The sequence below is a fragment of the Enterobacter sp. PL1 genome (assembly GCF_945957325.1).
Classification (GTDB): domain Bacteria; phylum Pseudomonadota; class Gammaproteobacteria; order Enterobacterales; family Enterobacteriaceae; genus Enterobacter; species Enterobacter roggenkampii.
In genome coordinates, this window is the sequence record NZ_CAMFKT010000011.1 from 30,869 (window position 1) to 53,897 (window position 23,029).

The 23,029-nt window shown below is 54.0% G+C and carries 27 protein-coding genes; 11 read left to right on the forward strand and 16 right to left on the reverse strand.

The features are described from left to right. Positions 1 to 44 precede the first annotated feature (44 nt). A complete protein-coding gene (gene mtnA, locus N6P30_RS11865; protein WP_023293048.1) occupies positions 45 to 1,061 on the forward strand; it encodes an S-methyl-5-thioribose-1-phosphate isomerase in 1,017 nt (338 codons plus the stop codon). Positions 1,062 to 1,103: 42 nt separating this feature from the next. Then, the gene (locus N6P30_RS11870) at positions 1,104 to 1,574 is read left to right on the forward strand and encodes an SRPBCC family protein (RefSeq protein ID WP_023293047.1); all 471 of its coding nucleotides are present in this window, start codon (positions 1,104 to 1,106) and stop codon (positions 1,572 to 1,574) included. A 53-nt stretch (positions 1,575 to 1,627) separates the two neighbouring features. Here the strand turns inward: N6P30_RS11870 and N6P30_RS11875 are convergent, their stop codons facing one another. Genes N6P30_RS11875 through N6P30_RS11885 form a run of 3 tightly spaced genes read right to left on the reverse strand, consistent with a single transcriptional unit; the run spans position 1,628 to position 3,467 of the window. Beyond that, a complete protein-coding gene (locus N6P30_RS11875; protein ID WP_023293046.1) occupies positions 1,628 to 2,170 on the reverse strand; it encodes a 1,2-dihydroxy-3-keto-5-methylthiopentene dioxygenase in 543 nt (180 codons plus the stop codon). After that, complete coding sequence (gene mtnC, locus N6P30_RS11880; protein WP_008501009.1) at positions 2,167 to 2,856, reverse strand: acireductone synthase; 690 nt, start codon at positions 2,854 to 2,856, stop codon at positions 2,167 to 2,169. The genes N6P30_RS11875 and mtnC overlap by 4 nt, the downstream gene beginning before the upstream one ends. Further along, complete coding sequence (locus tag N6P30_RS11885) at positions 2,853 to 3,467, reverse strand: methylthioribulose 1-phosphate dehydratase (RefSeq protein WP_008501010.1); 615 nt, start codon at positions 3,465 to 3,467, stop codon at positions 2,853 to 2,855. Before N6P30_RS11885 ends, mtnC begins: the two co-directional genes overlap by 4 nt. Positions 3,468 to 3,590: 123 nt before the next feature. Here N6P30_RS11885 and N6P30_RS11890 point away from each other — a divergent pair, with 123 nt between their 5' ends. Continuing rightward, positions 3,591 to 4,751 carry a pyridoxal phosphate-dependent aminotransferase gene (locus N6P30_RS11890; RefSeq protein WP_032663967.1) on the forward strand — a complete coding sequence of 387 codons (1,161 nt, stop codon included), beginning with the start codon at positions 3,591 to 3,593 and terminating at the stop codon, positions 4,749 to 4,751. Here N6P30_RS11890 and N6P30_RS11895 read toward each other — a convergent pair whose 3' ends face one another. The 3 genes from N6P30_RS11895 to citR form a co-directional block, all read right to left on the reverse strand. Next, positions 4,752 to 5,378: an IbrB-like domain-containing protein gene (locus N6P30_RS11895; RefSeq protein WP_023293044.1), complete on the reverse strand. Its 627-nt coding sequence runs from the start codon at positions 5,376 to 5,378 to the stop codon at positions 4,752 to 4,754. Then, positions 5,363 to 6,586, reverse strand: a complete 1,224-nt coding sequence (locus tag N6P30_RS11900; protein WP_023293043.1) for a phosphoadenosine phosphosulfate reductase — start codon at positions 6,584 to 6,586, stop codon at positions 5,363 to 5,365. The genes N6P30_RS11895 and N6P30_RS11900 overlap by 16 nt, the downstream gene beginning before the upstream one ends. 157 nt (positions 6,587 to 6,743) lie before the next feature. Beyond that, on the reverse strand, positions 6,744 to 7,643 hold the full coding sequence (gene citR / locus N6P30_RS11905) for a DNA-binding transcriptional repressor CitR (RefSeq protein ID WP_023293042.1): 900 nt from the start codon (positions 7,641 to 7,643) through the stop codon (positions 6,744 to 6,746). A gap of 675 nt (positions 7,644 to 8,318) precedes the next feature. On the opposite strand from citR, the gene ahpC reads away from it, so the two are divergent. Together ahpC and ahpF are read left to right on the forward strand one after the other, a co-directional pair. Further along, a complete protein-coding gene (gene ahpC / locus N6P30_RS11910; protein ID WP_008501015.1) occupies positions 8,319 to 8,882 on the forward strand; it encodes an alkyl hydroperoxide reductase subunit C in 564 nt (187 codons plus the stop codon). 187 nt (positions 8,883 to 9,069) lie between these two features. Next, positions 9,070 to 10,635 carry an alkyl hydroperoxide reductase subunit F gene (gene ahpF, locus N6P30_RS11915; protein WP_023293041.1) on the forward strand — a complete coding sequence of 522 codons (1,566 nt, stop codon included), beginning with the start codon at positions 9,070 to 9,072 and terminating at the stop codon, positions 10,633 to 10,635. 61 nt (positions 10,636 to 10,696) lie between these two features. On the opposite strand, the gene uspG is transcribed toward ahpF, so the two are convergent. Next, positions 10,697 to 11,125: a universal stress protein UspG gene (uspG, locus tag N6P30_RS11920; RefSeq protein WP_008501017.1), complete on the reverse strand. Its 429-nt coding sequence runs from the start codon at positions 11,123 to 11,125 to the stop codon at positions 10,697 to 10,699. A 180-nt stretch (positions 11,126 to 11,305) separates the two neighbouring features. On the opposite strand from uspG, the gene N6P30_RS11925 reads away from it, so the two are divergent. Further along, the gene (locus N6P30_RS11925; RefSeq protein WP_008501018.1) at positions 11,306 to 12,544 is read left to right on the forward strand and encodes a zinc-dependent alcohol dehydrogenase; all 1,239 of its coding nucleotides are present in this window, start codon (positions 11,306 to 11,308) and stop codon (positions 12,542 to 12,544) included. Positions 12,545 to 12,554: 10 nt separating this feature from the next. Here N6P30_RS11925 and yldA read toward each other — a convergent pair whose 3' ends face one another. Beyond that, on the reverse strand, positions 12,555 to 12,644 hold the full coding sequence (gene yldA, locus N6P30_RS24585; protein WP_008501020.1) for a small membrane protein YldA: 90 nt from the start codon (positions 12,642 to 12,644) through the stop codon (positions 12,555 to 12,557). Between the two features lie 139 nt (positions 12,645 to 12,783). Beyond that, complete coding sequence (gene rnk / locus N6P30_RS11930) at positions 12,784 to 13,194, reverse strand: nucleoside diphosphate kinase regulator (protein ID WP_023293040.1); 411 nt, start codon at positions 13,192 to 13,194, stop codon at positions 12,784 to 12,786. Positions 13,195 to 13,440: 246 nt separating this feature from the next. Between rnk and N6P30_RS11935 the strand changes: the two genes are divergently transcribed. Next, on the forward strand, positions 13,441 to 14,058 hold the full coding sequence (locus N6P30_RS11935; RefSeq protein WP_008501022.1) for a flavin reductase family protein: 618 nt from the start codon (positions 13,441 to 13,443) through the stop codon (positions 14,056 to 14,058). Here N6P30_RS11935 and rna read toward each other — a convergent pair. Together rna and dcuC are read right to left on the reverse strand one after the other, a co-directional pair. Continuing rightward, on the reverse strand, positions 14,052 to 14,861 hold the full coding sequence (gene rna / locus N6P30_RS11940; protein WP_023293038.1) for a ribonuclease I: 810 nt from the start codon (positions 14,859 to 14,861) through the stop codon (positions 14,052 to 14,054). The genes N6P30_RS11935 and rna overlap by 7 nt on opposite strands. Before the next feature lie 94 nt (positions 14,862 to 14,955). Then, complete coding sequence (gene dcuC, locus N6P30_RS11945) at positions 14,956 to 16,323, reverse strand: anaerobic C4-dicarboxylate transporter DcuC (protein ID WP_021242585.1); 1,368 nt, start codon at positions 16,321 to 16,323, stop codon at positions 14,956 to 14,958. Between the two features lie 394 nt (positions 16,324 to 16,717). On the opposite strand from dcuC, the gene pagP reads away from it, so the two are divergent. Beyond that, positions 16,718 to 17,335, forward strand: coding sequence for a lipid IV(A) palmitoyltransferase PagP (pagP, locus tag N6P30_RS11950; protein ID WP_008501026.1), 618 nt, complete (start codon positions 16,718 to 16,720; stop codon positions 17,333 to 17,335). A 190-nt stretch (positions 17,336 to 17,525) separates the two neighbouring features. Then, complete coding sequence (gene cspE, locus N6P30_RS11955; protein ID WP_002439184.1) at positions 17,526 to 17,735, forward strand: transcription antiterminator/RNA stability regulator CspE; 210 nt, start codon at positions 17,526 to 17,528, stop codon at positions 17,733 to 17,735. A 219-nt stretch (positions 17,736 to 17,954) separates the two neighbouring features. On the opposite strand, the gene crcB is transcribed toward cspE, so the two are convergent. Beyond that, the gene (gene crcB, locus N6P30_RS11960; RefSeq protein WP_008501029.1) at positions 17,955 to 18,338 is read right to left on the reverse strand and encodes a fluoride efflux transporter CrcB; all 384 of its coding nucleotides are present in this window, start codon (positions 18,336 to 18,338) and stop codon (positions 17,955 to 17,957) included. A gap of 67 nt (positions 18,339 to 18,405) precedes the next feature. Between crcB and N6P30_RS11965 the strand changes: the two genes are divergently transcribed. Beyond that, a complete protein-coding gene (locus tag N6P30_RS11965; protein WP_021242583.1) occupies positions 18,406 to 19,194 on the forward strand; it encodes a deaminated glutathione amidase in 789 nt (262 codons plus the stop codon). A gap of 125 nt (positions 19,195 to 19,319) precedes the next feature. Continuing rightward, positions 19,320 to 19,523 carry a twin-arginine translocase subunit TatE gene (gene tatE, locus N6P30_RS11970; RefSeq protein WP_008501031.1) on the forward strand — a complete coding sequence of 68 codons (204 nt, stop codon included), beginning with the start codon at positions 19,320 to 19,322 and terminating at the stop codon, positions 19,521 to 19,523. An 81-nt stretch (positions 19,524 to 19,604) separates the two neighbouring features. Here tatE and lipA read toward each other — a convergent pair whose 3' ends face one another. The 4 genes from lipA to ybeD all read right to left on the reverse strand — a co-directional run bounded on the left by lipA (position 19,605) and on the right by ybeD (position 23,022). Then, on the reverse strand, positions 19,605 to 20,570 hold the full coding sequence (gene lipA, locus N6P30_RS11975; RefSeq protein WP_023293037.1) for a lipoyl synthase: 966 nt from the start codon (positions 20,568 to 20,570) through the stop codon (positions 19,605 to 19,607). Positions 20,571 to 20,777: 207 nt separating this feature from the next. Beyond that, the gene (locus N6P30_RS11980) at positions 20,778 to 21,731 is read right to left on the reverse strand and encodes a YbeF family transcriptional regulator (RefSeq protein ID WP_021242582.1); all 954 of its coding nucleotides are present in this window, start codon (positions 21,729 to 21,731) and stop codon (positions 20,778 to 20,780) included. Between the two features lie 291 nt (positions 21,732 to 22,022). Next, entirely contained in the window at positions 22,023 to 22,664 is a 642-nt protein-coding gene (lipB, locus tag N6P30_RS11985; RefSeq protein ID WP_023293036.1) for a lipoyl(octanoyl) transferase LipB, read from the reverse strand. A 94-nt stretch (positions 22,665 to 22,758) separates the two neighbouring features. Beyond that, complete coding sequence (gene ybeD, locus N6P30_RS11990) at positions 22,759 to 23,022, reverse strand: DUF493 family protein YbeD (protein WP_003858718.1); 264 nt, start codon at positions 23,020 to 23,022, stop codon at positions 22,759 to 22,761. Positions 23,023 to 23,029: the final 7 nt, after the last annotated feature.

A 23,029-nucleotide genomic window follows, 5' to 3' on the forward strand; every position in this document is an offset into this window, starting at 1 on the left:
TCCTGACACAATGTGCTACAACAACGCAACAGGGAATTAACGACATGCAGACATTACAGACGACCAGCCTGCGGGTAGCGGATAATCAGCTCTTTATTCTCGACCAGCAGGCCCTTCCGCAGGAGAAACGCTGGCTGGATGCCTCAACGGTAGAGGCGCTGGTAGGACATATTCACGCCCTGCGGGTGCGCGGCGCGCCGCTGATCGGTCTCTCTGCAAGCCTGCTGCTGGCGCTGCTGGCGGAAAACGGCAAAAGCCGCGACGAGCTGGCGGTTGCGCTGGAAACCCTGCGCGCGTCCCGCCCGACGGCGGTGAACCTGATGAACAACCTCGACCGCATGAAGCGGGCGCTGTGGCAGGAAGATTTTGTTCCGGCGCTGGTGGCCGAAGCGCTGCGGCTGATTGACGAAGACAAACGACTTTGCGACGCGATTGCCAGCGCAGGCAGCGCGCTGGTGAAGCCCGGCAGCCGTCTGCTGACCCACTGCAACACCGGCGGGCTGGCAACGGCGGGCGTCGGCACCGCGCTGGGGGTGATTGCTCGCGCGCACCAGGAAGGAAACGTCAGCAACGTCTGGGTGGATGAAACCCGCCCCCTGCTGCAGGGCGGTAGATTGACCGCCTGGGAGCTGGGCGAGCTGGGCGTGCCGTATCAGCTGATTACCGACGCCATGGCCGCCAGCCTGATGGCGAAAGGGCAGGTCGACGCCGTGTGGGTGGGCGCAGACCGCATTGCGGCCAACGGCGACGTGGCGAACAAAATCGGCACCTACTCCCTGGCGGTGCTGGCAAAATTCCACGGCATTCCGTTCTACGTGGCCGCGCCGCAAACGACCCTCGACCCGGACTGCCCGAACGGCGAAGCGATCCCGATTGAGCAGCGCGCCGCCAGCGAGGTGACGGGCGTCGCCGGAAGCTTTGGCGCGGTGCAGTGGGCACCTGAAAACGCGAAGGTCTACAACCCGGCGTTTGACGTGACCCCAGCCTCGCTGATTAGCGGCTGGGTGCTGGATACGGGCGTGGTCACGCCGGAAGAGGTTGCAGAAGGGAAATTTGCCTGAGTCCGGCTATCCTTTAAGGGGCTCCCTTAAGAGGACAACATCGTGACGCTCGACCCTGAAACAGACTTAAAACTGGAGCGCGTGGTGGACGCACCGCGCGACCTCCTGTGGCTCTGCTGGACCACGCCCGAACACATCAAAAACTTCTTCATTCCTGCTCCCCATAAGGTGCTCGACTGCGACCTCGATCTGCGCGTGGGCGGGCGGTTCAACACCGTGTTTGAGGTGGACGGCCAGCGGATGGATAACCGGGGCGTGTTTCTTGAAATCGACCCGGGAAAAAAGGTGGTGTTTACCGACGGCTATACCGAAGGCTGGAAACCGGCCGAGAAGCCGTTTATGACGGCAATTTTGCTGCTGGAAGACGTCGGGGAGGGCAAAACCCGCTATACGGCGATTGCGCGCCACCCCACGAAGGAAATCCGCGAGCAGCATGAGCAGATGGGCTTCCACGAAGGGTGGGGGATTGTGCTGGATCAGCTGGTGGAGTATGTGAAAGGGCTTAACGCTTAGTGCGCGCTGGTGCCCTCACCCCGACCCTCTCCCACAGGGAGAGGGAGAAAAGATCAGGCCAGGCGTGGATACGCATCCGCAATTGCGTCACCGGTAAACTGGGCAACCCAGCCTTCCGGATTGTCGAAAATACGAATGGCGGTAAAGTTCGGCTCTGAGCCCATATCAAACCAGTGCGGCGTGCCCGCGGGCACGGAGATCAGGTCGTTTTTCTCGCACAAGACCTGATATACCTCATCGCCGATGTGCAGGCAGAACAAGCCCGCGCCTTCCACGAAAAAGCGTACTTCGTCTTCGCCGTGGGTGTGTTCGTTCAGGAACTTCGCGCGCAGCGCGTCTTTCTGCGGATTGTCGGCGCGCAGGCTGATCACGTCCCAGCTCTGGTAACCCTTCTCTGCCACCAGTTTGTCGATCGCATGTTGATACGCCTCGATCACGGCTTCAGGCGCGGGATCGTGTCCTAAATCGCGATCCGCCGCCCAGCGTTCAAACCGCACGCCTTTCGCGTTGAGCTGTTGGGCAATCTCGGCGGCGTCGGTGCTGTGCCACTGGTGTTGACTGGCATCTTTGTCGGAATAAATGGTCAATGCGCTCATGAAGGGATCTGCTCCGGGTTAATCTCGTCAAACTGGTGGACCTGATGGTGGTGGCTTGCACCGTCATCATCGCCGCGAATCAGCTGCAGGGTACGAAAACCTGCCTGTTCAGCCGCGTCCAGCTCCTGATGAATATCGGAGAGGAACAGGATCTGCGACGGGGCAATGCCCGTTTGCGCCGCAATGTTTTGATAAGACTGCACCTCGCGCTTGGCGCCGATATGGGTGTCGAAATAGCCGCTGAACAGATGAGTAATATCACCTTCGTCGCTGTAGCCAAATAACAGTTTCTGCGCGGCGACGGAGCCAGAGGAATAAACATAGAGATCAATCCCTTGCGCTTTCCATTTTTCCAGCGCCGGGAGCACGTCCGGGTAGAGATGGCCGGTAAAGTCGCCGTTAACGTAGCCGTCGTGCCAGATGATCCCCTGCAGCGCTTTAAGTGCCGTGGATTTACGGTCTTCATCCATAAAGGCAAACAGGGCGTCGATAAGTTCGCTGACGCTGGCGTGTGGGTTAGCGATTTCATCACGCAGGTTGTCCAGAATGGATTTGACCGGCTCGGCGTACTGCTGCGCGGTCACGAAGGCCGCCAGTCGCTCACGCGCGTAGGGGAACAAAACATCATGGACAAAACGAATATCGCTGGTGGTCCCTTCAATATCCGTCACAATCGCGCGAATCATACTCTCTCCAGTTGTCGTAAACGCATTTCGCATTCAAATAAGAACTCTAATCCTTCCAGATGACGCCGGGCTTCGGCCACGTCGCGTCCCCAGCAGGTTAAGCCATGACCGCGCAGAAGAAAACCATAATTAAGCGGCCGTTCCTGGGCGTAATGAGCGATGCGTGAGGCGAGGGCGTCGATATCCTGGTCGTTATCAAAGACCGGGATAGCCACCGTGTCCAGATGCGTGGTTTGTCCGGTGAGGGATTTTTGCATCTCAAAGCCGCTGATGGTGAGCTCGGCCTCTTTGACCAGACGCGACAGCACCGTGGCGTTAACCGTGTGAACGTGCAGCACGGCGTTGGCTTCCGGGAACAGGCGATAAATCAGCGTGTGCAGACCGGTCTCCGCCGACGGTTTACGACCGGACGGCGCGCGGTTGGTGGCGATCTCCACCTGCAGAAAGTCATCGGTTGTGAGGCTACCTTTGTCTTTGCCGGATTCGCTGAGCCAGCAGAGATGTTCGTCCTGACGCACCGACATGTTACCGCCGGTAGCGGGCGCCCAGCCTTTGGCACCGATCCAGCGGCAGGCGTCGACCAGATGCGTGAGTTGCAGGTTGTCTGTCATTTTCCTTTTACCCTCTCGGCCAGGAATATTCATATGGTATAGACGTCTAAGCGTCTTGATTGCCAAAGACTAACATCGTGTTATAGTGGCAGCAACATAAGTATTACAAGCAGGCACAACACAATGAGCATTAACGCCTTGATTCCGCAAAGTAAACTTCCCAACCTCGGTACCACCATCTTTACGCAGATGAGCGCCCTGGCGCAGCAGCACAACGCCATTAACCTTTCTCAGGGGTTCCCGGATTTCGACGGCCCGGCTTATCTGCAGGCGCGTCTGGCGTATCACGTGGCGCAGGGGGCGAATCAGTATGCGCCGATGACGGGCGTGCAGGCGCTGCGGGAAGCGATTGCCGACAAAACGGCGGAGCTGTATGGCCATAAGCCCGATGCGAACACCGACATCACGGTGACGGCAGGGGCAACCGAAGCGCTGTACGCGGCCATCACCGCGCTGGTGCGCGCGGGGGATGAAGTCATCTGCTTTGATCCGAGCTACGACAGCTATGCGCCTGCGGTTGAACTCTCCGGCGGCGTGGTGAAACGCGTGGCGCTCCAGCCGCCGCATTTCCGCCCTGACTGGCAGGCGTTTGCTGCGCTGCTGAGTGACAAAACCCGTCTGGTGATCCTGAATACGCCGCATAACCCGTCGGCGACGGTGTGGCAAAAAGCCGATTTTGCCGCGCTGTGGCAGGCTATCGCCGAACGGGAAATTTACGTCCTGAGCGATGAAGTCTACGAGCACATCTGCTTTGCTGAGGAAGGGCATGCCAGCGTGCTGGCCCATCCGCAGCTTCGCGAGCGTGCTATCGCCGTCTCTTCGTTTGGTAAGACCTACCATATGACTGGCTGGAAGGTAGGGTACTGCGTGGCCCCGGCGGCCATCAGCGCTGAGCTGCGCAAAGTGCATCAGTACCTGACGTTTGCCGTGAACACGCCGGCTCAGCTGGCGCTGGCGGATATGCTGCGCGCGGAACCCGCGCATTACCGCGAGCTGCCGCACTTCTATCGTGAACGTCGGGATCTATTTGTGGCGGCGCTGAGCCAAAGCCGCCTGGAAATTTTGCCGTCTGAAGGAACCTATTTCCTGCTCGCCGACTACAGCGCGATTTCCGAACTGGACGACGTCAGCTTTTGCCAGTGGCTAACGAAAGAGGTCGGCGTGGCCGCCATTCCATTGTCGGTGTTCTGCGCCGATCCCTTCCCGCACAGGCTGATCCGCCTGTGCTTTGCGAAGCAGGAATCGACGCTGCTGGCGGCGGCGGAGCGTTTGAACACGCTCTGATTATTTCACCGTCCACGCTTCTGAGTAACGGCGGTCTGCAAACAGCTCCAGCAGACCGTTGATTTGCTTGAGGCGCAGCACCTCATCGCTGTCCATGCCCAGCTCTTTGCCTATTCGCTCATCATTCCAGCCGAGCTGTGCCAGTTCGCGCACGATATCTGACATGGCGTTGATTTGATGCCGACCCCGCGCCCGATTGTGGCGAATCGTGGCGGCCATACGGTCATGTTTATCCTGCCGGTGCTGGCGCAGGCAGGTGACGGGGAGATATCCTCTGAGCTGACGCTTCAACGCCGCCCGATTTTTGCCGATTTCGTGGCGATGAAAGCCATCCACAATTTCGTAGTGATGGGCTTCACTTTCCGTCACAACAATAGGTTGGGTGAATCCATCGAGTTCGAGCGACTTGCTGAGCAGCCGTTTTTCCGGAGGGGCAACGTTATTGGGGTTGTAGTCGTTAGCGATAATCGCGTCCTGTTTGATCCAGAGAACGCAGTCTATCGGTTGCTCGCGAAAAGGGCTGTTTTTATGGATCGCTTCGCGAAAGGCATTGATGGCAGTAATCCGATCCTCCTCGCAAAGTGACTGAAGGTACGTTTCGATCTCGGTAATTATTCTTTGTTGCATAAAATGCCCCACTCCTTGCGCTTCGCCTTCACTCGTTCGCTGTAGCGCTGATAATGTTTAGGTTTATTCGGGCTGAACGACAGCGCCCTGCACCAGTAGTCATTATTAAGTAATACCTTACAAATACGGCGCCATGAGGGGATGTCTTTGGCGCCGATATCGCCGTCCTGCGTCTCTGGGATATCCGGCATGCCTCTCTTCTGATACCAGTGCAGATAGATCGCGATTTTATTACGGTAATGCTCAGCCGTGTTTTGCGGCATGCTGTTCAGCAGGAGCATGGCGTAGTCGCGCCAGCCGAGGTGATCGGGTTTGAGGATTTTCCGGTGGCCATAAAAGTGGTTGTCCTGCCCGGCGTAGAAGCCGCCGCTGCGCACGCCGCTGACGCGCTCGCACATGGCGGCCCAGCGCTCGGGCTCGAGAACATGATAGAGCCAGAGTCCCTGGCGCTGTTCCGGGCCGAAGGGCTCGCAGATGCGCATATAGCGCGGCGGGACGCCCGCCTGAAACATGAGGTTGTAGAGCGGGTTATAGCTGCTTCCGGATTTTGCAAACCATGTCCAGATGTCTGCGGTTTTCCAGTCGTAAAGAGGATAGACGTACCACGCGTGCCCGCCGGGCGCGGTGGTTGTCCAGGGCTTATCGTCCGCGAAGCGATGCTTGCGGTTGTTGGCGATGGTCAAAAATCGGTTATAGGATTCATCGGCGCGAATGCCCACCAGCATGGCAGCCGGACGGTGCAGGGCAAACCAGTCGGAAAACGAGCGGACAAAGGCTTCAAAGGTCATTCCCGTCTGGTAAAAATCAAAATAATCCGCAGCGGTGATGGCGCCTTCCGGCGGCTGGCGCACCCAGCGCACGTCCGGCGCCCAGCATTGCCATTCAGGCTGATACTGTGAGAGGGAATTTTGCGTGGTCAGCGGAAGCGCCACCCAGTAAAAGTGCTCGATGACGTCCCGGTAGCCTTCGCGCAGCGCATTAACGTGCTCTATGGTGCAGGAGAACTGTGCTTCCCAGTCAATAAAAAGCACGCTGATTTTCCGTTTTTGCGCCCGGGCCATTTGCGCGGTGAGATGCAGCATGACGGTGGAGTCTTTGCCGCCGGAGAAGGAGACGCAGATGCGGGAAAAGGTGGCGAACGTCCAGCCGATGCGCTCCTGCGCGGCCTCCAGCACGTTAAGCTGCAGGGGATATTTATACAGTGACATGTTCAATCTCTTCCTGAGTATGACTGTCGGGGGCTTTTATTTACGCTGATTAACCATGAATAGTAAAGATATTAAGGAGAAACCGGAAGAATAAGATCTTCCATTAAAGGATTTGTTGCCAAAATGTAATTAAAAAACCCTCAGGAAATATCGAAAATTATTCTGCTTCGATTTTTTCAATGAATTTCGAAAACACGCTGCTGTTTAGCGCTGAGCGATTGTAAAGCATATAAACATCTAATTGCGGAGTCTCAAAAGGCAAGGAAATGCTCTTCAGGTTGAGATGGTCTTTATATCGTTCAAACAATATTGTTGGTACAAAGCCTATTAAATCACTCACGCCAATAATATTCATAATCGAAAGCAGTGAGTCACTGCGGAAACAGACATTGCGTTCCGGAAGGAGAATGTTTGACTGCAGCTGGAACTCTTTTATGCCATTCTCCTGACTGCGCATCAGCGTGAATTTTTCCTGGCTGAGTTCCTCGAGCGTTGCGCTATCGCCGAGGCGGGGGTGATCTTTGCTGCACGCCACCTGTATTGAAAACTTCATAAAGCGGGTACAGACGATAGAGCGACTGTTAACCGGAGCAAAGCTAAACACCAGATCGGCCTTGCGGTAGGCGAGCAAATCCTCGGCTGACTCAGGGGATAAGACCACATCATTATGTTCTATGTCGTAATTCCCTTCGGCAAGCAGAGAGCTTAGCAGGCCGCCGAAGCGCCCATGGGCCACAATCTGCGGGCAGTAGATGACAAAGCTCTTTTTGATCTGCGCGTTATTCAGGATATTAATGGTTTGCTCAATGCTATTAAGGTTTTCTTCCAGATGGTGATGCAAATTGATCCCCACTGTCGTCGGGGTAATGCCTTTACCCGAACGAATAAAAAGCGGGTCATTCAGTTGCGCGCGCAGGCGTTGCAGGGACTGGCTCACTGCTGAGGGCGTGATATAGAGTGTTTCCGCTGCCTTGCTAATGCTAAGGTGCTGATAAATGCACTCAAAAATGACTAACAGATTAAGATCGATTTTTTTAAGGTCGTAAAGATTTGCCATAAATCATCCTGAGTGTGTTGTTGTCATCACATTACTGATAACTATAGTTCGAAGTTAATCATTTACAATCCTTGTGATTAACCTACTTAATTTGTTTTAAATACGAGCTTAATATATCACGAGGCTGGATTATTGAAATAGAACTTCAGCCGTTATTAAGATATTTTTATCTTTAAAACTTGCGGCGTTGTTCTCAAATAACCATTATTGGTTATACATTCGCTGTGACTCATTATTGTCACTTTCGTTCTGGCCGCCAGGCAGACCACTTATTGCAACTCATTCTCATTATTAAGCCTCTCGTTGAGTCAGGCAGACGCGGAGGCTATTCGGTAAAACCTATCACAGCCATAGGGCGGAATGCCGGCGTGACGCATTGCCCAAACTGAAAACCGGTGCTGTAATCAAACCGCTGTTACGGCCTGAAATAAGGTATGTAGAGCGCAACGCAACGCCAGCCCAGGCTGGCACTGAAAGTTCCTGTGGAAAGTTCAGGTATCAGGGCCGCCCACCAGGGCGGCCTTTTTACGTTCAGGCTTTCCGTTAGTTCCGTTCACAAGGTTGTCTTGTTGGCGTTGTAAGGTTTGGCTGATTGATTTGATAAAGCATACGCATTAGCCCCGATGGATAAAGTTGGTTACCTTACATCTCAACGAAAACACGGAGGAAGTACAGATGTCTTTGATTAACACTAAAATTAAACCTTTCAAAAACCAGGCGTTCAAAAACGGTGAGTTCATCGAAGTAACCGAGAAAGATACCGAAGGTCGCTGGAGCGTCTTCTTCTTCTATCCGGCTGACTTCACCTTCGTTTGCCCGACCGAACTGGGCGACGTGGCTGACCATTACGACGAACTGCAGAAGCTGGGCGTAGACGTTTACTCTGTGTCTACCGATACCCACTTCACCCACAAAGCATGGCACAGCAGCTCTGAAACCATCGCCAAAATCAAATACGCGATGATCGGTGACCCGACTGGCGCCCTGACCCGTAACTTCGACAACATGCGTGAAGATGAAGGCCTGGCTGACCGTGCGACCTTCGTTGTTGACCCGCAGGGCATTATCCAGGCTATCGAAGTTACCGCTGAAGGTATCGGCCGTGATGCGTCTGACCTGCTGCGTAAAGTAAAAGCAGCGCAGTATGTCGCTTCTCACCCAGGCGAAGTGTGCCCGGCTAAATGGAAAGAAGGCGAAGCAACGCTGGCGCCATCTTTAGACCTGGTCGGCAAGATCTAAGTCTGTAAAGCCTGGCGGCGCTGCGCTTGCACAGGCCTACAGTATCGTAGGCCGGGTAAACGACGAGCCACCCGGCAATCAATGGGCGCACCCGCGCCCATTTCATTCCAGCACCATGATGCAAGTTGCATTCAGGCCGCCCGTATAAGGCAGCTTGCATGATGACGTTTTAAGAGAGGGAAGAACCATGCTCGACACCACGATGAAAACCCAGCTCAAGGCCTACCTTGAGAAACTGACCAAACCCGTTGAGCTGATTGCCACGCTGGACGACAGCGCGAAATCGGCAGAGATCAAGGAACTGCTGGCAGAGATCGCTGAACTGTCACCAAAAGTGACCTTCAAAGAGGATAACTCGCTTAACGTCCGTAAGCCGTCTTTCCTGATCACTAACCCAGGCTCTGAGCTGGGGCCGCGTTTTGCCGGCTCACCGCTGGGGCACGAGTTTACCTCGCTGGTGCTGGCGCTGCTGTGGACCGGCGGTCATCCGTCGAAAGAGGCGCAGGCGCTGCTGGAGCAGATCCGCGATATCGACGGTGATTTTGAGTTTGAAACCTATTACTCGCTCTCCTGCCACAACTGTCCTGACGTGGTGCAGGCGCTGAACCTGATGTCGGTCCTCAACCCGCGCATCAAACACACGGCAATTGATGGCGGTACCTTCCAGAATGAAATCACCGATCGCAACGTGATGGGCGTTCCGGCGGTATATCTGAACGGTCAGGAATTCGGCCAGGGCCGTATGACGCTGACGGAAATCGTCGCCAAAGTGGATACCGGTGCCGAAAAACGTGCCGCAGAAGCGCTGAACAAACGCGATGCTTACGACGTGCTGATTGTCGGTTCCGGCCCTGCGGGTGCGGCGGCGGCAGTGTACTCCGCACGTAAAGGGATCCGTACCGGTCTGATGGGCGAACGTTTTGGTGGCCAGATACTGGATACCGTGGACATTGAAAACTATATCTCCGTGCCGAAAACCGAAGGCCAGAAGCTGGCCGGCGCGCTGAAGGCGCACGTCAGCGACTATGACGTAGACGTGATCGACAGCCAGAGCGCCAGCAGGCTGGTACCTGCTGCGGTTGAGGGTGGTTTACACCAGATTGAAACCGCCTCCGGCGCGGTGCTGAAAGCGCGCAGCATCATCATTGCCACCGGTGCGAAATGGCGCAACATGAACGTGCCGGGCGAAGATCAGTATCGCACCAAAGGCGTGACCTACTGCCCGCACTGCGACGGCCCGCTGTTTAAAGGTAAGCGCGTGGCGGTGATCGGCGGCGGTAACTCCGGCGTGGAAGCGGCGATCGACCTGGCGGGGATTGTTGAACATGTAACCCTGCTGGAGTTCGCGCCAGACATGAAGGCCGACCAGGTTCTGCAGGATAAAGTGCGCAGCCTGAAAAACGTCGACATCATACTGAACGCGCAGACCACGGAAGTGAAGGGCGACGGCAGCAAGGTCACCGGTCTGGAATACCGCGACCGCGTGAGCGGCGACGTGCACAGCGTGCAGCTTTCAGGGATCTTCGTGCAGATTGGTCTGCTGCCAAACACCACCTGGCTGGAAGGGGCGATTGAGCGCAACCGCATGGGCGAAATCATCATCGATGCCAAGTGTGAAACCAGCGTGAAGGGCGTGTTTGCGGCCGGCGACTGCACCACCGTGCCGTACAAACAGATTATTATCGCCACGGGCGAAGGGGCGAAGGCGTCTCTGAGCGCGTTTGACTACCTGATCCGCACCAAAACCGCATAAGAAAAGAAAGTAAGGCTACACCTGCAATAGCGAGAGGCCACCGAAAGGTGGCCTCTTTTTTTTATCTGACGACCATCACCGGTATATGGGTGTGGCGGATGACGCTGGAGGCGTTAGAGCCCAGCAGATGCGTGGTAATGGACGGGTTACGCGAACCGATAACCACCACGTCTGCCTTCAGTTCGGTCGCCAGTTCATTTACCGCATCGCGTACGCTGCCGAATCTGACGTGTGTTTTGATCCGTGAAGGGTCGATGCTGAAGTGGCTTACCATGGTTTGCAGGCGATTTTCCGCCTCGTGCTGCAAATGTTCCTCGAAGCGACGCACATCGGCGGCAAAGCGGTGCAGGCTCAGGCTGGCGGAGCCTGGCAGCACGTGTAGCAGATGGATGACACCGTCCTGCTGCGCCAGAAACTCCGCGTGGCGTACGGCCTTGTCGCTCAGCTCCATTTCAAAAACATCAACCGGCATAATGATTCTCTGATACATACCCGTTTCTCCTTGTTTATAAACGCTGTACTCATTCAACCACAAAATAGTCATGGTTTCTGTAAGCGCTCCGTCAGTTTTCTTATCTTGCCAGGATAAATCTCAAAAGACCCGTATTCACAGGCAGACCTTCAGGGGTAGCTACCCTTATACACTTACCCGGAACCTTTCGGAGGTCGCATGAAAGCACTTACGTATCACGGTCCACACCATGTTCGCGTCGAGAATGTCCCCGACCCCATCATCGAACAGCCCGACGATATTATTCTGCGCGTCACGGCCACGGCTATCTGCGGCTCCGATTTGCATCTCTACCGCGGAAAGATCCCAAAGGTGCAGCACGGCGATATTTTTGGCCATGAGTTTATGGGGGAAATCGTCGAGTGCGGCGCAGAGGTGAAGAATTTGCAAAAGGGCGATCGCGTGGTGATCCCCTTTGTTATCGCCTGCGGGGACTGTTTCTTCTGTCGCCTCCAGCAGTATGCGGCCTGTGAGAATACCAACGCCGGGCAGGGTGCCGCACTGAACAAAAAGCAAATTCCCGCGCCTGCGGCGCTGTTTGGCTATAGCCACCTCTACGGCGGCGTGCCGGGCGGGCAGGCGGAATACGTTCGCGTGCCGAAGGGTAACGTCGGGCCGTTTAAAGTCCCGCAGCTTCTTTCTGATGATAAAGCGCTGTTCCTGTCCGACATTTTACCCACGGCCTGGCAGGCGGCAAAAAATGCGCAGATTGAAAAAGGCTCAAGCGTAGCCGTTTTCGGCGCCGGGCCGGTGGGGCTACTGACCATCGCCTGTGCGCGGCTGCTGGGGGCTGAGCAGATCTTTGTTATCGATCACCATCCCTACCGGTTGCGATTTGCCGAGGCGCGCTATGGCGCTATCCCCATCAACTTCGATGATGACAACGACGCGGCGGAAAAAATCATCGAGCAGACCGCGGGCCAGCGCGGCGTTGACGCCGTGATTGATGCGGTCGGGTTTGAAGCGAAAGGCAGCACCACGGAAACGATCCTCAGCAATCTTAAAATCGAAGGCAGCAGCGGCAAAGCGTTGCGTCAGTGCATTGCTGCCGTGCGTCGCGGCGGGGTGGTCAGCGTACCCGGCGTATACGCAGGGTTTATCCATGGCTTCCTGTTTGGCGATGCCTTTGATAAGGGGCTGACGTTTAAGATGGGTCAGACGCACGTCCATGCCTGGCTGGGTGAACTGTTACCGCTGATCGAAAAAGGGCTGCTTACGCCGGAAGAGATCGTGACCCATTATCTCCCCCTTGCGGATGCGGAACGCGCCTATAAGATTTTCGAAAAACGGGAGGAGGAGTGCCGGAAGGTGATTCTGGTCCCGGGCGCAGAGACCCCCGAAGCCGCAGAGCAGACCGTTAAAGGGCTGGTGAATGCCTTCCCGGGCGGGGTTGCCTGAGAATGTTCGCTTACCAGTGGCGTTCAAGATAGAGCACGGCCGTGACGATAATCGCCACAAAAATCAGAAAGATAAGTGTGATAACGCCTATCTCACTCATGACCGTCCCCGCGGCACCAAAACAGGTTAAGCGTGGATTAAGGCCATTTTGCGCGGTATAGGAAAATTGGGTGAATTTGCGGAAAGAGGATGCGGCTGCATCCTCTGTGCAAAGCGGGTAGGCGCTTATTCAGAAGAGATTAACGCAGGTAATCGCCCGCGGCTTCTGGCTGGTAGAGCAGCTCCAGCACTTCCAGATGGGTTGACGCGCCACCCGGTAATTCCCAGTGGATCGTATCCCCCGTACGCAGCCCCAGCAGTGCGGCACCCACAGGGGCCAGAACAGAAAGCTGTGTGCTGCTGTCGGTCATCTGAGTCGGGTATACCAGCGTACGGGTCAACTCTTCACCGGTGGTCAGGTTGCGGAATTTCACCTGGCTGTTCATGGTGACCACGTCATGCGGCATTGTCTCAGGCGTGCACATCTGTGCCCGGTCGAGCTCCTCATTCAGGGCGTCGGCCACGGGGAGCGAGGCGAACTCCGCTTTTTCCAGCAGCCTGTCGATACGTTCTGCGTCGAGCTCATTGATGATAATGGTAGGTCTGGACATTTTTTACTCCATGTCGTTAATGCTGCGTCTAACGCAGAAACTGATCCAAAAGAAAACCCTCGCCGTCTGGCAGCGAGGGTTTAACTCTCCCGATGATACTGGCTGAGCGCGCAAGTTTGAAGTGATGAAAGTCACATTCATGGGCCATATGAATTTTCGCTGAAATTTATTCAGTCTTCATTCCTGACGGAATACGTTACGCTGAGTGTCCTGAACCCGGGCGTTGCCCACCAACGAGAGAGAATTATGTACTTCTATCAACCGTCTCAGGGGCACGGCCTGCCGCATGACCCGCTGAACGCCATTATTGGTCCACGTCCGATAGGCTGGATCTCCTCTTGCGACAAGGCCGGTCAGCTGAACCTTGCACCGTACAGTTTCTTCAACTGCTTTAACTACCGCCCGCCGATCATCGGCTTTTCCAGCAATGGCTGGAAGGACAGCGTGCGTAATATTACGGAAACCGGGGAGTTTGTCTGGAACCTGGCAACGCGCGATCTCGCGCAGGCGATGAATCAAACCTCTGCGATGCTTCCCCACGATCGGGATGAATTTAGCTTTGCCGGGCTCACGCCAGCGGCCAGCCAGCTGGTTAACGCCCCCCGCGTTGCAGAAAGCCCGGTGAATTTTGAGTGTCGACTGTCCCAGTGCATTCAGCTTACCGGAGCCGACGGTACGCCGGTGGACACGTGGCTGGTGCTGGGGGAAGTGGTCGGTATCCATATTGCCGAAACGCTGCTGGAAGAGGGGATATACCAGACGGCGAAAGCGCAGCCCATCCTGCGTGCGGGTGGGCCGACGGCGTACTATGGCATCAGCGATGAAAACCGGTTTGATATGGTGCGCCCGGGCGCGGATCAGTAACCGGCTTTATCAATCACGAATTGTTTACCGCAGTTACCCGGATGTGGCTGCGGGGCAAATGAGGCCGCAGAAAGCGGGTTGTTAATGGCGTCAGCCTTCAGCGAAATCTGCATCTCGGTCAGATAAGCCGGATTGCCGTTGCAGGTCAGCTTGAACGCTTTGACGTTCTCCTTGCCCCAGCTTTTGGCTACGGCACTGTCAAAGTCGCTGCGATTGACGGGTTTTCCGTAGTTATTGGCAAGGAATTTACCGACCGCACTGTTTTTAACTTCCTGATTCATCCGCACCATCGTGCCGAAATAGGCATCCGGATCGAAACCAAAGCAGACGCCATGTTTGGCGTATTCGTAGCGTTCCAGGCAGGAATTACCGCCCGCACCCGGCATCACGTCGTTGAGCTTAGCGGCAGCGGAAAGCGACAGCCCGGTTTCGGCGGCATCGCATTTGCGGCTGGCCTTCACTTCCGGCATGTTCGGAATGGGGCGCGTGGCGCAGCCAAAACGCATCCATCGACGTTCATCCACCCCGCGTGCGGCAATGGATTTCGGCAGGCCGGGCCATAGCCCGTGAACGGTCAGAAAATCGGCTTTATTTTCGCGCTCTTTTTGCAGGCGACATTCGTCAGGTTCATTGCGGTTGCGCTCGACCATGCTCTGGCAAAACCCGGTTTGCCAGGACAGGGCCAGCACATAGCGATCGAAATCGCCATACTGGGTTGCCTTGAGCGGTTCTGCCTGTGTGGAGAAAACACAGAGGGCAAGCGCGATTGCCCCAGACGGGATAACGATATCCTTCCTGAACATATGATTTCCTGATCGAATGAGCGTGATTGATTTCTGGGGGTTATTAAAGCACAAAAAGCGCCCGCAGGCGCTTTCTGGATATCAGGAATTTAGCTTAAGCTGCGCCGGGCACCAGCACTTCCGTGGCGATAATCACGATAATCAGCCCAACCATAACGGGCACTGAGGTGCGTTTTACCACTTCAAATGGCGAGATTTTTGCCATCCCGGCAACGGCGACGACCACGCCCGATACCGGGGAAATGGTACGGCCCAGGTTTGACGCCTGCAGCATGGGAATGGAGAGATAGGCCGGGTTAATACCGGAGGAGTGGGCCAGTTTCGGGATCATCTCCACGAAAGCGTAGAAAGGCGCATTGCCGGAACCGGTGGTCATGGCCGCCAGCATGGTGAGTACCACCAGGACCAGCATCAGGATAATACTGGCCGAGCCGAACGAGGTGGCGATAGAGATCAGGCTCTGGATAAAGCCGATGGTGCTCAGACCCTGAGCAAAAACGCCCGCTGCCACCAGCAGCATCACCACGCCAGCGAAGGCATCCGCCATACCGCGATAGGCGACTTCCAGACCCGAGAACACCTTTTGCGTGTTGAAACCGCGCACAAACTCCAGCACGGCAGCCAGCAGCATGCAGATCACCAGAATGGTGATGATGTGCAGCTGCGGGCCCCATTTGCCGTCAAAAATCAGCACTCCGATAATCGGCGTGAAGGGCAGAATGGCATAAAACGCGGGTGCGGTGGTGGTGATCTCACTCACATCCATCATCTCGTGGCTGATGTTTTCTTTCTTGTCCAGATAGCGCTGCCAGAAGAAATGCGCGATTCCCATTCCCACAATGGCGACAATAGAGATTGGCAGCGTGGTTTTAAAGGCGAAGTCGATGAGCGACATCTCCGCAGCCTTTGCCGCCAGCACAACGTCGCCGGAGGTCGGGGAGAGAATAATGGCTGCCGGAGACGCGCAAATGGCTGCTGCCGCGCCGCGGCTGATACCGACGTTCACCATGACCGGGAACAGCGTGGCCATGAGCAGTACGCCAAGTCCGGTTGCCGACGACACGGCCAGCGACATCAGGCAGGCGAGGAAATAGGCGGCGACCATCAGCAGATAGGGTGAGTTGATGTATTGCAGCGGTTTTGAGGCAAGCTTAACGACCATGTCGTTGGCACCGATATGGGTCATGTAGGCGGCAAAACCGCACAGCATCATGATCATCATACCCAGGTCGCCGCCGCGGCTCATGAGTAATATCTTAATGTATTCAACAATATCAGTGGCGGTGTAACCCGTACTGGTTGCACTGGCAGGTAATACCTGATGTCCCATTATGGCGCTGATAATCAGCAGCGTTAAACCGCCAACAAATAATACGCCCGTGGCCGAATAGCCTTTAATGATGTAGCGTGCGACACCGACAATGACGACGACCCCAATAAGGAGTTCGAATAACGTAAGCATGATTTCCCCTGTATCTCTGCTGCAATGGAGCACAAAAAATCAATAAAAATAAGAAGGATGAAAATGTGCCGAATAAATGGCCTGTTCTTGCTGATTAAAATCAATAAACAGACGACTAGAGAGCAGAACAACCGTGTTTTTGCCATGGCTCTTACATTTACGCCATGAGAGTCTTGACCGTCAGAAATAGCGCAATATGTCCTTACAATGATAACAGATTGTTAATATTTTGTGTAACTCAGCATGTTGCTGATATACAAGGCTAAATAGGTTAAAGGCTCACTCTGAATGGGCTTATTCAGACTTGCGGTCCAGTTTATTGAGAATATTCCCGGAAAAAGGCCGAATAATTAGGAATAACGCTGATGTCGTTAAGCCTTGATTCAACTACTTTATGGTAAACTTTGCCTCGAATACTAAGAATGGTAATTGCATTGTGATCGTACGTAATACATTTTTCTCAATTTTATTGTTTATTTTTGGGCAGTTAACGTTTTCTTCTGTTGCACAGGCAGAGGACAACGCGACGGATAAAGGGTGGTTCTCAACCTTTACGGATAATGTCTCTCAGACCTGGACGGCGCCCGAACATTATGATCTCTATGTTCCGGCAATAACGTGGCATGCGCGTTTTGCTTACGACAAAGAGAAAACCGATAAATATAACGAGCGTCCGTGGGGCGCTGGTTTCGGTCAGTCGCGCTGGGATGATAAGGGAAACTGGCATGGCATCTATCTGATGGCCTTTAAAGACTCCTTTAATAAATGGGAGCCGATTGGGGGCTACGGCTGGGAGAAAACCTGGCGCCCGCTAGCCGACGAGAACTTCCATGTCGGGTTGGGCTATACCGCGGGGGTCACCGCACGTGACAACTGGAACTACATTCCGATCCCGGTGCTGCTGCCGTTGGCCTCTATCGGTTACGGCCCCGCAACGTTCCAGATGACCTACATCCCGGGCACGTACAACAACGGTAACGTTTACTTCGCCTGGATGCGTTTTCAGTTTTAACTGAAAAAACTTTACCTGTTGGTGATAAAACGCGCAGCCGTTGATTCATAAACGATAAAAATCTGCCAGTGAAAATTAACGCGACTTTAGTCACTTTTTATCAAAGATCCGCTGGACAAAAGGTCTCACAATTGATGTACTGGTAACCGACACAGCATTTGTGTCGTTTTTTAATGTAAAGGTAATTTTGATGTCTAAGATTAAAGGTAACGTTAAGTGGTTTAATGAGTCCAAAGGATTCGGTTTCATTACTCCTGAAGATGGCAGCAAAGACGTGTTCGTACACTTCTCTGCAATCCAGTCTAATGGTTTCAAAACTCTGGCTGAAGGTCAGCGTGTAGAGTTCGAAATCACTAACGGTGCCAAAGGCCCTTCTGCTGCTAACGTAATCGCTCTGTAATCCAGACGCGTCAGCAAGAATTTCAAAACCCGCTCACTGAGCGGGTTTTTTTCGTTTTGAATCAGCCAAGCAGATACATTTTCAGGAAGCTGGCCACGATCAGCACGCTTAACAACACCATGCCTACGCTCATCAGACTCTGTTTCATTCTGTCACCCTCGTTCAGTACTGCATCCAGAGTGACAGAGAAAAATTAAGCCAACATTAACGGTTCGGCTGTTAATGCGCGCTTGCGGAAGAAAATAGCCAAAATGCGATCCCCGTCATCGCAAAGGAGCCGAGCATATTGATCGCCATATTCATCAGCGCCCAGCCGATACGGCCTTCCTGAAAGAGAAAAACCGTTTCCGCAGAAAAGGTTGAGAAGGTGGTTAACCCGCCGCAGAATCCGGTGGTAATCAGGACTTTCCACATTGGGTCAATGTGTGTCATTCGGTTAAACCAGGCCAGCCCCATGCCAATGATAAAGGCACCTATCAGGTTTGCAGCCAGTGTCCCCATGGGAATCGCCTGATGCAGGGGGTTAAACCGCATACTGAGAAACCATCGCGCAACGCTACCCGTTCCCCCACCAATAAAAACGGCTAAAAGTAGTTGTAACACGCTAAATACCTGCTATTTGATGTGTAAGAGAAGCGAGTTTAACGCCGTTTATGATGAGGGGACAAATATGTATGTTGCGGTAGGGCAATTTGCGGTCACGCCTGACTGGCAGGCTAACGCGATAAAATGCGTCAATCTGATGATGCAGGCCCAACAGAAAGGCGCGTCGCTGCTGGTGCTTCCTGAGGCGCTGCTGGCCAGGGATGATAATGACCCGGATTTATCCGTGAAGTCCGCGCAGCCGCTGGACGGTGAATTTTTACAGCAATTGCTCGCCCAGAGTGTGGGCAATACGATGACGACGATCTTAACAATCCATGTTCCCTCTACGCCGGGTCGGGCGGTGAATACGTTGGTGGCGATTCGCGGCGGAGCCATAGTCGCACGTTACGCCAAGCTCCATCTTTATGATGCCTTCAGCATTCAGGAATCACGGCGCGTCGACCCAGGAGACCGTGTTCCGCCGCTGCTGGAGATTGACGGATTAAAGGTTGGGCTGATGACCTGCTATGACCTGCGTTTTCCGGAGCTGGCACTCCATCTGGCGCTACAGGGGGCGGACGTGCTGGTTCTGCCTGCCGCGTGGGTTAAAGGGCCGTTAAAAGAACATCACTGGGCAACGCTGCTGGCGGCACGCGCGCTGGATACCACCTGCTATGTCGTTGCTGCAGGAGAATGCGGAACGAAGAACATCGGGCAAAGCAGGGTGGTCGATCCGCTGGGTGTGACGATTGCCGCCGCTGCGGAAGCCCCGGATTTGCTGGTGGCAGAGATAAACATAGACAGAATTGCGCTTGCGCGTCAGCAATTACCCGTTCTTCGCAATCGTCGGTTTGCGCCACCGCAATTATTGTGATGTTTTTTTCAACAATGCTTGATTCACCTTGTTACAGATTGCTATTGTGTGCACGCGCTAAATGACCGTTAATACAGTCAGGTTTTGGCGCTGAATGCAGCCTGTTTTAAGTAAAGAAGGTATCTATGGGTGAGATTAGTATTACCAAACTGCTGGTGGTTGCCGCACTGGTCGTCCTGCTGTTTGGTACCAAGAAGTTACGCACGCTGGGTGGTGACCTGGGGGCTGCCATCAAAGGCTTTAAGAAAGCGATGAACGACGATGATACAGCCGCGAAGAAAAGCGCTGAGGATGACGTCCCGGCAGACAAGCTTTCTCACAAAGAGTGACAGCAACGCCTGAGGGCATGCGAAAAAAAACCGGCTCATGAGGCCGGTTTTTTTGTATTACTGTAAATGAATATTACAGCATTATTTAACTTCTTCGCCTTTTGCCTGCATATCTGCATGGTAGGAGGAGCGAACAAACGGGCCGCATGCGGCGTGAGTAAAGCCCATCGCCAGCGCTTCGGCTTTCATTTCATCAAACTCGTCCGGGCTCACGTAGCGCTGTACCGGCAGGTGGTGACGGCTTGGCTGCAGATACTGGCCCAGAGTCAGCATGGTTACACCGTGGCGGCGAAGATCGCGCATCACCTCGATGATTTCATCGTTAGTTTCACCCAGACCTACCATCAGACCTGACTTGGTCGGAATATGCGGATGCGCTTCTTTGAAGCGTTCCAGCAGTTTCAGAGACCAGTTATAGTCAGCGCCCGGGCGGACCTGACGATAGAGACGCGGTACGTTTTCCAGGTTGTGGTTAAACACATCTGGCGGCGTCGCGGCCAGGATATCCAGCGCACGGTCCATACGGCCGCGGAAGTCTGGCACCAGCGTCTCGATTTTGATGTTTGGGCTTTTCTCGCGAATGGCCGTAATACAGTCAGCGAAGTGCTGTGCTCCGCCGTCGCGCAGATCGTCACGGTCAACGGACGTGATAACCACGTAACGCAGCGCCATGTCGGCGATGGTCTGCGCCAGCTTCTGGGGTTCGTTAGCATCAGGCGCGACCGGACGGCCATGAGCAACATCGCAGAACGGGCAGCGGCGGGTACAGATCGCACCCAGAATCATAAACGTCGCGGTACCGTGATTGAAACATTCAGCAAGGTTCGGACAAGAGGCTTCTTCACAAACGGAGTGAAGGCCATTCTTGCGCATCGCCGCTTTGATCCCCTGGATACGCGAAGAGTCGGCCGGAAGTTTGATTTTCATCCATTCCGGTTTTCTTAACAGCGCCTCGCGCTCTGTAGCCACGTTTTTAACCGGGATAAGGGCCATTTTATCGGCATCGCGGTATTTAACACCGCGTTCCATCACAATGGGTTTACTCATAGCGTGCGTGTTCCAGTTGCGAATATCGAAGGAAAGCGTTTCAATTCAAGGGAATGTTGTATTTATCAACTATTTTTGAACGAACGACAGGCAGTATATCATTGAAACGGTCGTTAAAGCAGCCTGCCAGATCGCCAATTTGTAAAATAGTTGTTGTTTTGTGCCTTTTTCCCTGCCTGCCGCAGGGGCTTATGCTGGCTCAACCTGTCAGAAGGCCTGACGGATAATGCGGATGACGTTTTCCAGAACCGGATCGCGCAAGCTCAGCTTGTTGTAATGCAGTGAAATTTCAATAGATTCCGCATTAAGCTGGCTGAGGGGGATACTGTCCAGCGGCCAGCATTTCCGGAGCAGGCTGTACAGGCGCGATGGCATGATGCACAGCATATCGCTGCTGCCTATCAGGGATGCGGTGGTGAACATATTGTAACTGCTGAAGCTGATCTGACGTTCCGGGAAAATTTCATCAATACGCTGACGAAGGCCATGGTTGGACTGCCCTTCGGTCATGAAAGACGAGTGGTCGTAGTTGCGCAGGTTTTCGATGGTCAGCGGCTCGCTGAGGGCAGGATGCTGCTGACGGCAAACCAGCACCAGGTTATCCGCATAGAGCACATTTTGCCCCAGCGCTCTGGCACTGAAGCTGCCGCTTTCAATAATCAGGTCCGTCTGGAACTGGGCAAGCTGAACGTCAGGCTCATGGAGAGGCACATTGCGAAGCAGGAGCTGCGGAGCATGCTCTTTTACGGCCTGGAAGATCGCTGGCATCACCAGCACACCCACAGAAGGAGAACAGCCGATGGTGATGGTTCTCTGCTTATCATAGCTCCCGGTTAAATCCAGTGCGCCCAGAATCGACTCCAGCCCCTGGCTGATATACTCATGAAGATGCGTGGCGTAGGCCGTCGGCGTTACCCCCTGGCCCTTACGGATAAATAACGGGTCAGGAAATATAGCGCGTAGCTTTTGGATGGACTGGCTAATTGCTGATGGCGTGAGATTAAGAATTTTCGCAGCGTTAACGATACCCTTATGGACATATACTGCCTCAAAAATAGTCAGTAAATTGAGATCAATATTACGTAAAGTCCGAAAAATTTGCGGCTTGTCTTCGCCACCAGGTTCATTCAGTCGTTTGGCTGGTAAATTATTATACTCCACGCTTTCACTCCGTATACATTCACAATATGAATGATAGTTGAATTTATTTATTATGCTTGTAGAGATTCGTAAAGTGTTGGTTTTGTTTCATTTGTTTATCAAAAGCAAACACTTGTGTGATAATTGCTCACGTTACTTATGCCGTGTTTGCCGTGCATGCTGGAGGCTAAATAATATGTAGCGGTAATATTCGGGCGCTTCGAAAATATAGAATCTATGGATTATTGTAAAGTGCAAAAACGGTAAATAGACAGTGGCCCGTCAAATTAGCGAGCCCTGTTGTACGATATATTAAGCAGGGATATATTCGTGCGGGGGATTGTTAAGTAGTGCTAACACGTTCTTCAAAAGCACGGGACGAATCGTGTCTGGCGTAGCGGTTTCTACCCACTGGCGCATTTGCGTCATTTCCATGCCGGCGTAGCCGCAGGGGTTTATGCGCTGGAAAGGCGCGAGATCCATATTAATATTCAAGGCCAGGCCATGGAATGAGCAGCCTTTACGAATACGCAGCCCCAGAGAGCAGATCTTCATTTCCCCAACGTAGACCCCAGGCGCATCGGCCCGCGGATGCGCGTCAATCCCGTATTCCGCCAGCGTATTGACGACTGTCTGTTCCAGTAAGGTAACCAGTTCACGCACGCCGAGCTTTCTGCGCTTCAGATTGAGCAGGACGTACATCACCTGCTGCCCGGGACCATGGTACGTGACCTGACCGCCGCGATCGCTCTGGATAACCGGAATATCGCCCGTCATTAATAAATGTTCTGCTTTTCCCGCCTGACCCTGCGTAAAGACCGGCAGGTGTTCGACCAGCCAGATCTCATCGGGGGTAGTGTCATCGCGTGAATCGGTGAAGTCATGCATAGCCTGGGAGACAGGCTCGTAAGGTTGCAGCCCGAGTTGACGGACCAGAATTTTATCCTGATACAAAACTGCGTCTCCGAAGACGAGGGACAAAAGGTATGCGGGAGTATATCACAGCGGGGAGAGGGGTTACCCGGCAAACCGGGTAACCGCAAAGGGACTACAGCACCATACGAACGATTTCGATATTGCCGAGCTCTTCGTACAGCGTCTCAACCTGCTCAATGTGTGTCGCAGTGATGGTAATAGAAACCGAGTGGTAGTTGCCCTTGCTGCTTGGTTTTACTGACGGAGAGTAGTCACCCGGCGCATGGCGCTGTACCACTTCAACCACCTGATCAACCAGCTCAGGTTTCGCCAGACCCATTACTTTGTAGGTAAATGGGGTAGGGAATTCAAGCAGTTCGTTAAGTTTGGTTTTCATGTCAGCT

Excerpts from the sequence above, each read along its gene's own strand:
- ahpC (WP_008501015.1), top strand. The coding sequence starts at position 8,319 with ATGTCTTTGATTAACACTAAAATTAAACCTTTCAAAAACCAGGCGTTC.
- lipA (WP_023293037.1), bottom strand. The coding sequence starts at position 20,570 with ATGAGTAAACCCATTGTGATGGAACGCGGTGTTAAATACCGCGATGCC.
- N6P30_RS11875 (WP_023293046.1), bottom strand. The coding sequence starts at position 2,170 with ATGAGCGCATTGACCATTTATTCCGACAAAGATGCCAGTCAACACCAG.
- yldA (WP_008501020.1), bottom strand. The coding sequence starts at position 12,644 with ATGAGTGAGATAGGCGTTATCACACTTATCTTTCTGATTTTTGTGGCG.
- N6P30_RS11935 (WP_008501022.1), top strand. The coding sequence starts at position 13,441 with ATGTACTTCTATCAACCGTCTCAGGGGCACGGCCTGCCGCATGACCCG.
- N6P30_RS11900 (WP_023293043.1), bottom strand. The coding sequence starts at position 6,586 with ATGTCACTGTATAAATATCCCCTGCAGCTTAACGTGCTGGAGGCCGCG.
- mtnA (WP_023293048.1), top strand. The coding sequence starts at position 45 with ATGCAGACATTACAGACGACCAGCCTGCGGGTAGCGGATAATCAGCTC.
- citR (WP_023293042.1), bottom strand. The coding sequence starts at position 7,643 with ATGGCAAATCTTTACGACCTTAAAAAAATCGATCTTAATCTGTTAGTC.
- ahpF (WP_023293041.1), top strand. The coding sequence starts at position 9,070 with ATGCTCGACACCACGATGAAAACCCAGCTCAAGGCCTACCTTGAGAAA.
- dcuC (WP_021242585.1), bottom strand. The coding sequence starts at position 16,323 with ATGCTTACGTTATTCGAACTCCTTATTGGGGTCGTCGTCATTGTCGGT.
- ybeD (WP_003858718.1), bottom strand. The coding sequence starts at position 23,022 with ATGAAAACCAAACTTAACGAACTGCTTGAATTCCCTACCCCATTTACC.
- mtnC (WP_008501009.1), bottom strand. The coding sequence starts at position 2,856 with ATGATTCGCGCGATTGTGACGGATATTGAAGGGACCACCAGCGATATT.
- N6P30_RS11885 (WP_008501010.1), bottom strand. The coding sequence starts at position 3,467 with ATGACAGACAACCTGCAACTCACGCATCTGGTCGACGCCTGCCGCTGG.
- N6P30_RS11895 (WP_023293044.1), bottom strand. The coding sequence starts at position 5,378 with ATGCAACAAAGAATAATTACCGAGATCGAAACGTACCTTCAGTCACTT.
- uspG (WP_008501017.1), bottom strand. The coding sequence starts at position 11,125 with ATGTATCAGAGAATCATTATGCCGGTTGATGTTTTTGAAATGGAGCTG.
- rna (WP_023293038.1), bottom strand. The coding sequence starts at position 14,861 with ATGTTCAGGAAGGATATCGTTATCCCGTCTGGGGCAATCGCGCTTGCC.
- N6P30_RS11925 (WP_008501018.1), top strand. The coding sequence starts at position 11,306 with ATGAAAGCACTTACGTATCACGGTCCACACCATGTTCGCGTCGAGAAT.
- rnk (WP_023293040.1), bottom strand. The coding sequence starts at position 13,194 with ATGTCCAGACCTACCATTATCATCAATGAGCTCGACGCAGAACGTATC.
- cspE (WP_002439184.1), top strand. The coding sequence starts at position 17,526 with ATGTCTAAGATTAAAGGTAACGTTAAGTGGTTTAATGAGTCCAAAGGA.
- N6P30_RS11965 (WP_021242583.1), top strand. The coding sequence starts at position 18,406 with ATGTATGTTGCGGTAGGGCAATTTGCGGTCACGCCTGACTGGCAGGCT.
- tatE (WP_008501031.1), top strand. The coding sequence starts at position 19,320 with ATGGGTGAGATTAGTATTACCAAACTGCTGGTGGTTGCCGCACTGGTC.
- N6P30_RS11890 (WP_032663967.1), top strand. The coding sequence starts at position 3,591 with ATGAGCATTAACGCCTTGATTCCGCAAAGTAAACTTCCCAACCTCGGT.
- pagP (WP_008501026.1), top strand. The coding sequence starts at position 16,718 with ATGGTAAACTTTGCCTCGAATACTAAGAATGGTAATTGCATTGTGATC.